Origin of the sequence: Streptomyces sp. ISL-100, assembly GCF_018614615.1 — a bacterium.
Lineage (GTDB): Bacteria > Actinomycetota > Actinomycetes > Streptomycetales > Streptomycetaceae > Streptomyces.
Genome location: NZ_JAGGOK010000058.1, coordinates 1 through 9001 on the forward strand (window position 1 = coordinate 1; position 9001 = coordinate 9001).

Annotated in this window: 7 protein-coding genes and 1 pseudogene; 7 read left to right on the plus strand and 1 reads right to left on the minus strand. The window is 66.7% G+C overall.

The window, feature by feature from the left end; translation table 11 throughout:
- The first annotated feature begins 198 nt into the window (after window positions 1-198).
- The 7 genes and pseudogenes from J7E89_RS25575 (at window position 199) to J7E89_RS25605 (ending at window position 8341) form a co-directional block, all read left to right on the plus strand.
- Window positions 199-1707 carry an AMP-binding protein gene (locus J7E89_RS25575; RefSeq protein WP_308315596.1) on the plus strand — a complete coding sequence of 503 codons (1509 nt, stop codon included), beginning with the start codon at window positions 199-201 and terminating at the stop codon, window positions 1705-1707.
- 67 nt (window positions 1708-1774) lie between these two features.
- The gene (locus J7E89_RS25580; protein ID WP_214976793.1) at window positions 1775-4060 is read left to right on the plus strand and encodes a polyprenyl synthetase family protein; all 2286 of its coding nucleotides are present in this window, start codon (window positions 1775-1777) and stop codon (window positions 4058-4060) included.
- A 450-nt stretch (window positions 4061-4510) separates the two neighbouring features.
- A pseudogene (locus J7E89_RS42445) lies at window positions 4511-4696 on the plus strand (hypothetical protein); the annotation flags it as partial.
- Window positions 4697-4827: 131 nt separating this feature from the next.
- Window positions 4828-5262 carry an FAD-dependent oxidoreductase gene (locus J7E89_RS25590; RefSeq protein WP_308315598.1) on the plus strand — a complete coding sequence of 145 codons (435 nt, stop codon included), beginning with the start codon at window positions 4828-4830 and terminating at the stop codon, window positions 5260-5262.
- A gap of 33 nt (window positions 5263-5295) precedes the next feature.
- The gene (locus J7E89_RS25595; RefSeq protein ID WP_214976794.1) at window positions 5296-5754 is read left to right on the plus strand and encodes an oxidoreductase C-terminal domain-containing protein; all 459 of its coding nucleotides are present in this window, start codon (window positions 5296-5298) and stop codon (window positions 5752-5754) included.
- Between the two features lie 95 nt (window positions 5755-5849).
- Complete coding sequence (locus J7E89_RS25600; protein ID WP_308315597.1) at window positions 5850-6908, plus strand: NAD(P)-dependent alcohol dehydrogenase; 1059 nt, start codon at window positions 5850-5852, stop codon at window positions 6906-6908.
- Window positions 6905-8341, plus strand: coding sequence for an aldehyde dehydrogenase family protein (locus tag J7E89_RS25605; protein WP_214976796.1), 1437 nt, complete (start codon window positions 6905-6907; stop codon window positions 8339-8341). The genes J7E89_RS25600 and J7E89_RS25605 overlap by 4 nt, the downstream gene beginning before the upstream one ends.
- A 249-nt stretch (window positions 8342-8590) precedes the next feature.
- Here J7E89_RS25605 and J7E89_RS25615 read toward each other — a convergent pair whose 3' ends face one another.
- Entirely contained in the window at window positions 8591-8977 is a 387-nt protein-coding gene (locus J7E89_RS25615; protein WP_214976798.1) for a hypothetical protein, read from the minus strand.
- Window positions 8978-9001: the final 24 nt, after the last annotated feature.

Below are 9001 nucleotides of genomic sequence, written 5' to 3' on the forward strand. Positions count from 1 at the left end.
CAAGCAACTTGACAAGGCCCCCGCCTGGCCTTCGGGTTCAAGAGCCCCGACGCCCTGATCGCCCTCGCCATGCTCAGCCTCGGCGGACACCGCCCCCAGCTACCAGGCCGTCAACTCGCGACCCGATGACCCACGGATCCGACAGGAGAGCCTGTATATATAAGGGATATGCCCAAGACGCCATCATTTTGTTCTCATGTGGAACAGATCCTCGATGCCTTGACGGCGGATCCCGAGCGGACGGCCGTGGAGCATGAGTCGCGCCGGATGAGCGCGAAGGCGCTGCGCGCACTCGTCTATACACTGGCACGGGCCATGGCCGACCAGGGCGTGCGTCGCGGCCAGACCGTGACGCTCTTGAGCGGCAACCATCCCGAGGCTCTGGCCACTCGCTACGCAGCCAGTTTGCTTGGCTGCCGGGTCAACCACCTCTACCAGGGTCAGTCGGCCAGAACGCAGGCGGCCATCGTGGATGACGTGGAAACCCGCGTCCTCATCGCCGATCCGCGCCTCGCCCGCCGGGCCGTCCAGATCACCGAGATGGCGCCGGTGGAGCTCCTGTTCACGCTCGGGCCCGCGTCAGTGGGCAGAGATCTGCTGGATCTGGCAGGCAGGCAGCCACAGCAGCCACTGGCCAGCGACGCGCGGCCCCAGGACGTGTGCCTCATCCGCCATACCGGCGGCACCACCGGCCATCCCAAGGGAATCTGCCTGACCTACGCACGGGCTTCGGCATGGATGGCCCTCGACCAGGAACAGACGCACTCCCGGCTTCTGGTGTGTACCACCCTCGCCCACCTGGCCGGAGCGCTCGCCGACAAGACCCTGCACGCCGGCGGCTGTGTGGTCTTGCTGGAAGACTTCGACGCTGGCACCGTGCTGGCCGCCATCGAACGCGAACGCATCACCGACCTGTTCGTACTGCCGTGCCTGCTCTACCAGCTCGCGGACCATCCCGACGCCGCCCGCCGCGACCTTTCCAGCCTGACCCACATCCTCTACGGAGGCCATGCGGCCTCGCCCGCGCGCCTCGCCGACGCGCTACGCCTCTTCGGCCAGATCCTCGTCCAGGTGTACGGGCAGATGGAAGCTGGCGTTATCAGCGTCTTGTCCGCCCACGACCACGACCTAGACCGTCCCGCGCTCCTGCGCAGCGTCGGGCAGGTCCTGCCGAGCGTGGAGGTAGCCGTCATGGACTCGTCAGGCCGGCACCTGCCCGCAGGCGAGGTCGGCGAAATCTGCGTGCGTTCGCCCACCGTGATGGCCGGCTACTGGAAGCGCCCCGAACTCACCGCCGAAGTGCTGCGGGACGGCTGGCTGCACACCGGCGACGTCGGTTCACTGGACCACGAGGGCTATCTGACCGTCCTGGACCGACTCAAAGACGTGATCAAAGTTCATGGCGGTCGCGTGTATCGCGTGTACACCACCGAACTCGAAGACGTCCTCAACGCCCATCAGGACGTCCAGCACAGCGCTGTGTTCGGCGTCCAGGACGCAGATGGCATCGAGCAGGTGCACGCAGCAGTCGTGCCGGTTGCGCACAGCGAAGTCAGCACGGCCGACCTTCGCCAAAGGCTCCGGGAACACCTGGGACCGATGTATGTGCCAGCCAGCCTCACCTTTGTCGACGACCTACCACTGAACTCCACTGGCAAGCCCGACAAGCAGCTCCTGCGCAGCCGCGCGAGGGACGACGCCACGTGAGCTCCATCGGCATCGACCCGCCAGTCATGCGCCAGCCGCCTGGCGGGCCCGAGGAGAATCCCTGATCATGCGTGGTGAAACTGTGCAGAACAAGCCCGTGACGGTGCCGGAGCATCTGATGAGTCTCGGCATGGAGAGCGATCCGGACCATCCTGACGACACAGCGGGCATGGAGTGGTGGTACATCAACTTCCATGTGGAAACGGTCGAGGGCAGGCAGTTCTCCGGTTTCGCGGCGTTCTTCCGGATCGGGGCAGCGGGCGCCGATGGCGAAGTGGATCACTCGCACGCCCTCACTGCCGGATGGTGTGATCCGCACAGCGGGCGTTACCAGCAACTGACGCAGCTCGACGGTGCGAATCTCGCGCTGATCCGGGAGGTGCTGAGGAACGATCGCGTCTACGACCCCAAACTGCGTGAGGCGCTTGAGGCCATGGCGTCGAGCGACCGCCCTCCGCTGCCCGACCTCCCTCTGGAGGGACCGGTGCGTCTTGGCACCGATCCGTTCGCAGTCTGCTACGGGGCGGATGCCGAGTTCCGGCGTGATGACGAGGGCACCTATCGACTGCGGCTGCATCATCCCGCGGAGCCGTACACCATGAATCTCGTATTCGAGCCTCTTCGCCCGGCAGCCTGGCAGGGAGGGAGCGGGACGGTGTCGGGGATCGCCGATGAGGACGAGGCCATGCGCTACTACAGCGTGACCCGCCTGGCTGTCGCCGGCGAGGTGACCATCGCCGGCACTCGGCACCAAGTCGCCCACGGCACCGCCTGGTACGACCACGAGTGGGGTCTCGCCCCTCAGCGGGCCGAAAGCGGCTTCCCGGCGGAGGAAGCGGCCTGGGACTGGTGCGGCCTCCATCTGGACAACGGCTGGGACATTTCGGCCTCCACCTGGAGCAAGGTGAATGTGGCCGACGGCAAGAGTGAAGTCCGAGACCGTACCTCGCTCGTCGTGTCGCCCGACGGAACGGCCCGCACGATCGACGACTACGCGCTGGAGCGCGGGCCCGTATGGACGTCCCTGCAGACCTTCAACGAGTACCCGCTCAGCTGGACGCTCACCGCACCCTCCCTCGGCCTTGACCTCACACTCCAGGCGGCGTTCGCCCGCCAGGAGGTGCGCACGGTCACCGTTCACCGCGGCTTCTGGGAGGGCCGGGTCTCCGTCAGCGGCAGACTCGACGGTGCGGCCGTGCACGGGACCGGCTTTGTGGAGGTCAAGCCGGCGCAAGCGATCGCCCGGATGGACCAGCTGATGACCCCCATCGGCGCGGAGACACGCCGAGTCATCAGTGAGTTCTATCCGTCCACCCCCAGCCCGCAGGCCAGCCTCGGTTTTCTGGGTCCCGGAACGGAAGACCTGCTGTCGGCCGTGTCCCACAGCGCAGTGCACGAGAGGCTGGCCAGACCTGTCCTGCATCTGGTGGAGGCCGCGGGCAAGAACTGGCGCTCCTTCGCGTTCACCGCCGTCCTCGAAGCGCTGGGCGCCGACAGCGACCCCTACCGTCCCCTGATGGCCGTCGTCGAACTGCTGCACACCGGCAGCCTCATCGTCGACGACGTACAAGACGACGCCGTACTGCGGCGGGGCCGCCCAGCCGCGCACAGCGTCTTCGGCACGGCCACGGCCATCAACGCGGGCACCGCCGCCTACTTCGCCTTCGACCGGGTTCTGCGCGGGCTGGACCTGCGGCCAGAGGTCCGCTTGCACGCCTATGAGCTGTTCTGCGGTGTGCTCCGCAGCGCACACGCCGGTCAAGCCCTCGACATCCACGGCCATACCCGGGCCATGGACGAAGCGGTGGCCGCCGGCAGCGGAAGAAGGATCGGCGACCGCGTCCTGGCAGTCCATCGCCTCAAGACCGCCCTGCCGGTACGCGCCCTGGCAGACCTCGCCGCCACCCTCGCCGACGCCCACCCTGCCCAACACAGGGCGGTCTGCGACTACTTCGAGGCTCTGGGACTCGTCTACCAGATCTCGGACGACGTATTCGACCTCCGGGGCCACGTGAACAGCGATGGAGAACCCTTGAAGGAGGCGGGTGAGGACATCCGCAACGGGAAAGTGACCTACCCGCTCGCATGCGCGGTCGAACTGCTGCCCAACGGCAGGGCCCAGGAACTCTGGCGGCGCGTCAGTGCCCGGCCCTGGCAACCGGAGGAAGTAGCCGCGTGCATCAGCCTGCTGGAACACTCCGGCGGTGTCGACCTCGCCCTGGAACGCGCCCGGGCATTGATCGACAGGAAGTGGGATGCCCTCGAACCGCTCCTGCCGAATTACCCGATCAAGGCCATGCTCCGGGCGCTCGGCCTGTTCGCCGCCTACCGGGACGCACAACTGAACGGATAAGGGTCCGAGAAAGAGCGAGCGGCGCCTCCCACCGGCCCCCTTGCCCACCCCGTGGGCCGTGCTGATCGTCCCTACCCCTCGAAAGGCCAGCAGCGCATGCTCCCTGAACACGATGTCATCACGGACTTCCCGGAAGAACTCGCACAACTGGGCCCTCATCCCGGGTTCCCGGCACTCAGCGACATCCAGAACGCTCGCAGTGACACCCCCACCGTGTTCTCTCACTCCGCGGACCTCATCTGCCACAAGTACACCGCTACGCCGGACATCCTGGAACTTCTGCGGCGAGCAGGACACCCCACGCCTCGGACCTGCAGGACATTCACCACCACGGAAGAGCACCATGCCCTGGTGTCACAGGCCGTGGCCCGAGGGGAACGGGTCACCGCACAGTTCAACATACTCAATCCGCCCACGGGACCCGGCCGGTTCGTCCCCGACCAGGCCCTGATGGGCGCCCTCGGTGACAAAGGGCGCCTCGGAGAATGGGTACCCGAGCCGTTTCTCCCAAACGATGGTGAGCGGCCACGGCGGCTCGTGGTTGTCGGGGCTTCGCTGGCTGGTCTGCGTGCGGTCGAGGCGGCGAGGCGCGAAGGCTACGACGGCCCGATCACACTCGTCGGAGCTGAGGCGCATCTTCCCTACGATCGACCTCCGTTGTCGAAGGCATTCCTGACCAACGAGGCGGAAGCAACGTTCTTCACCACGGCGGAGAAGCTCAGTCCCTGGATCCCACGACCCGGCGGATACAGACCACTTGTGGTCCGATCTCCTACAGTCGGCTCATCATCGCGACTGGAGCGGAGCAGCGAGTGCTCCCAGAGACCCGGCCGCTCGACGGGGTTTGGACTCTCGACGACTCGCTCGGGTTGCGGTCGGCATTGCGGGCCGCGGGGAAGGTTGTCGTTGTCGGCGCGGGATTCATCGCGTCGGAGATCGCGTCCTCCGCACGTTCGCTCGGAACCGAGGTCACCATTGTCGAAGCCGCGGCGGTGCCGCTCGTCAGGGCGGTGGGCGAGCCGGTCGGGGAAGCCCTCGCGGGGCCCCACGGCAGAAACGGCACACGGCTGATCTGTGGTGTCCAGGTCGAACGTATCGTCGGCGACGAGCGTGTTCAAGCTGTCGGGCTGTCGAGCGGTAGATGGTGGAGGCCGACGTGGTGGTCGTGGGAATTGGCGCAGTGCCGGCGACGGACTGGCTGAGGGGCTCCGGAATAGAGCTCGACCCACGCGACGGTGGTGTCGTTTGCGACGCGTTCCTCAGGGACGTCCGCACCGGATGTGTATGCCGCCGGTCACATAGCGCGCTGGCCCAACGCGCTGTTCGACGGCACGATGCGCCTGGAGAACTGGACGAGCGCGGTGGACCAAGGCGCCCGCGCGGCGGCGAACGCGCTCTTCCCCGAGCGCGCTCGGGCATACGAAACCGTGCCCTACTTCTGGAGCGACTGGTACGGACATCGCATTCAATTCGTGGGCACCGCTGTGGCGGACAGCGTGACTTTCGCTTCCGGAGCGCAGGACGACGACCGTTTTGTGGCGCTCTACCGGCGAGGGTCGCATCTTGCCGCCGCGGCTACGCTCAACGAACCGCGAAAGATCATGAAGCACCGGCGTTACATCGGCGGCCGGGGAAGCTGGGCCGAGGTGGGTCGAGCGGCGCGGCCACGCAACGAAATCTATGCCGGCAACTGACCATCCGACTTGGATGGGCAAGAACGGACCTGACCATGATTCACACAAGAGCAGCGGTTTCGCGTACTGCCGGCAGCCCATATGTGCTCGAAGACGTGACGCTCGATGAGCTGCGGCCGGACGAGGTGCTGGTGCGCATTGTCGGAGCGGGAATGTGCCACACCGACATGCTTCCCCGCGACCCCGAACTGGGAGGGGACTTCGGGCCCATCATCCTCGGGCATGAGGGCAGCGGTGTCGTCGAGCAGGTTGGCAGTCACGTCACCGGCGTGCAGCCTGGCGACCATGTCCTGATCAGCTACGCCTCGTGCGGCACGTGCTGGAACTGCCTCCGCGCGCAGCCCGCCTATTGCCAGGAGTTCGAACTCCGTAACACGTCGGGCCGATACGCCGACGGCAGCACGGGCGCGCGGGGGAGCGACGGCCGGCCGATCGCCAATCGCTGGTTCGGCCAGTCGTCCTTCGCCGACCATGCCGTCGCCACCGAGCGGAACGTCGTGGTCGTCGACCCGGAGCTTCCCCTGGAACTGCTCGGGCCGCTCGGGTGTGGTCTGCAGACCGGCGCGGGCGCCGTTCTCAACGAGATGCGACTGTCTCCCGGGCAGTCACTGGCCGTTTTCGGTGCCGGTGCCGTCGGTCTCGCCGCGGTGATGGCCGCCAAGCTCGCCGGCGCGAGCGACATCGTCGTCGACGACCTCCACGAGTCGCGGCTGGACTTGGCTCTCTCGCTGGGCGCCACACGCGTTGTCCTGGGAACAAAGGACAGTGTCGTCGACGAGGTGAAGGGCGCCGGGCCGGGTGTCGACTTCAGTTTCGAGACCACCGCCGTCACCGAGGTGATCTCGGCTGCTGTGGAGGTGCTCGACCGGCCGGGTACGGCCGTTTTCGTGGGCGCGGGTATGGGACAGCTTTCTGTCAGTCCGCACCTGCTGGCGGGTCGCAAGATCACGTATGTGCTTGAGGGCAACGCAGTGCCTCAGGTGTTCTTGCCGCGCCTGATTTCTTTCTGGAAACAGGGCCGATTTCCGTTCGACCGGCTCATTCAGACCTACCCGCTCGACGACATTAACGCCGCCGATGCGGACTCGCGGTTAGGAAAGACGATCAAGCCTGTGTTGTTGACCGGCCAGCTGAGCAACCAGGAGCGCAAATGACCTTCGTCGAACCACTTCGTGAAACCTTCGCACCGACGGTGAACGGAGCGGACTACCCCACGGATGCCACCTTCGATGTCATCAACCCGGCGACCGGCGAAGCCCTGGCGCAAGCTCCCGCGGTGACCGCGTCCGCCCTCGACGACGCTTTCGGTGCGGCTGCCACCGCATACGAGAAATGGCGCCGAGACGACGACCTGCGGCGAGACCACCTCCGATCAGCTGCGGGCGCCGTAGCGGCCGCGGCGGATCACCTGGCGCCGGTCTTGACCGCGGAGCAGGGTAAGCCACTGGCCGATGCCCGGAACGAGATTCTCGCGGCGTCGGCGTGGCTGAGCTACTACGCGGATCTGGAGCTGCCCCGCGAAGTGATTCGCGACGACGAAGGCGGGTACGAAGAGGTCTTCCGGCGGCCCCTCGGCGTCGTGGCTGCGATCACGCCGTGGAACTTCCCGATCGCGCTTGCCATGTGGAAGATCGCCCCGGCACTGCGCGCAGGCAACACGATCGTCGCCAAGCCCTCACCCTTCACCCCGCTCACAACGCTCGCATTGGGCCGCGTCCTGCGAGAGGTGCTTCCCGACGGGGTCCTGAACGTCCTCAGCGGGCCTGACCCCCTCGGGGCCGCGATGGTCGAGCACCCGGTGCCGCGGAAGGTGAGTTTCACGGGGTCGACGGCAACAGGGAAGAAGGTCGCCATCTCAGCAGCCGCCGACCTGAAGCGCGTCACCCTCGAACTGGGCGGGAACGACCCGGCCATCGTCCTCGGCGATGTCGATGTGAACGCGATCGCCGAGCAGCTCTTCTGGGGCGCGTTCGGGAACAACGGGCAGATCTGCCTCGCCGTCAAGCGTGTCTACGCGCACGAGAGCATCCATTCCGACCTCGTGGCCGCCTTGGCCGAGCTTGCGACGGCGACCAAGGTCGACGAGGGCACCGTCGAGGGCGTGCAACTCGGGCCCATCAACAACAAGCCCCAGTTCGATCGTGTGAACGAGCTCGTGAGCGACGCGCTGGGTCACGGGGCTCGCGCGGTGGCAGGCGGAAGTCCCTTGGACCGTCCCGGATATTTCTACGCGCCGACGATCCTCGACAACATCGATGACGGTGTTCGTGTCGTGGACGAGGAGCAGTTCGGCCCAGTCCTTCCGGTGGTCCCGTTCCGCGATGAGACAGACGCCGTGAGCCGAGCGAACCGGAGCCAGTACGGACTCACCGCGTCGGTCTGGTCCGGCGATCCCGAGCACGCGAGCAAACTGGCAGCCGAGGTGGACAGTGGCCAGGTGGCGATCAACAGTCATGGGGCGGGCGTGCAAATGCACCTTCCCTTCGGCGGCCACAAATGGAGTGGGATCGGAGTCGAAAATGGACCGTGGGGTCTCTACGGGTTCAGCGAACTCCAGGTGATCGCCGGTCCGCCGAGGAAGCGGTGAGCGACCGGCTATGAGGCCCTCATCCCTGTGCTGGGGCGTGAAGCCCTCCTTCGTGTCGTACGTCCGCTCGGCGGGTGGACTGATTCGCCTGGGCGGTCAGACGTTCGAGGCGGAAGACGGTTTCAGCTTCTCCATACATTCGATCGAGACCGTGGGAAGTGGCGGCCGCCTATACGAGGGTCAGCCGAGATACGGCCGAAAGGGATAGCAGCGCGATCTTGAGCGGGTGACCGGTGCCCCCCGGGGCGGCTATCGGTTGGGGTCGCCGGTGTCGCGGAGGTTGCGCATGGTGGGGTCGTCGTTGATGGCCGGGGCCTGGCGGATCGCGCCGAGGACGGTGGCGGGCAGGGTGTCGGGCCAGTCGTCGGCTTCGACGAGGTGGTGTTGTCCGGCGAACCACACGGTGGCCAGGAGCGAGGCGGCGGTGCGCTGGTGGAGGTGTTCGCGCATGCCGCCTTGCCGGGCGGTGGTTCCGGCGGCCTGTTCGATCTGTACGCGGGCGGCTTTCTCCAGGTCCGGTTGGAGCGGGCCCCGGCCGTACTGGATGAGCTTCATGCCTTCGCGGGCGAGGTGGTCCAGGAGGCGCTCAAAGGTCTCCCAGTCCTTGCCGTCGGCCTGGGCGTACTCGATGAGCATGGCGGGGCCTTGTCAAGTTGCTTG

Excerpts from the sequence above, each read along its gene's own strand:
- J7E89_RS25580 (WP_214976793.1), top strand. The coding sequence starts at position 1,775 with ATGCGTGGTGAAACTGTGCAGAACAAGCCCGTGACGGTGCCGGAGCAT.
- J7E89_RS25605 (WP_214976796.1), top strand. The coding sequence starts at position 6,905 with ATGACCTTCGTCGAACCACTTCGTGAAACCTTCGCACCGACGGTGAAC.
- J7E89_RS25615 (WP_214976798.1), bottom strand. The coding sequence starts at position 8,977 with ATGCTCATCGAGTACGCCCAGGCCGACGGCAAGGACTGGGAGACCTTT.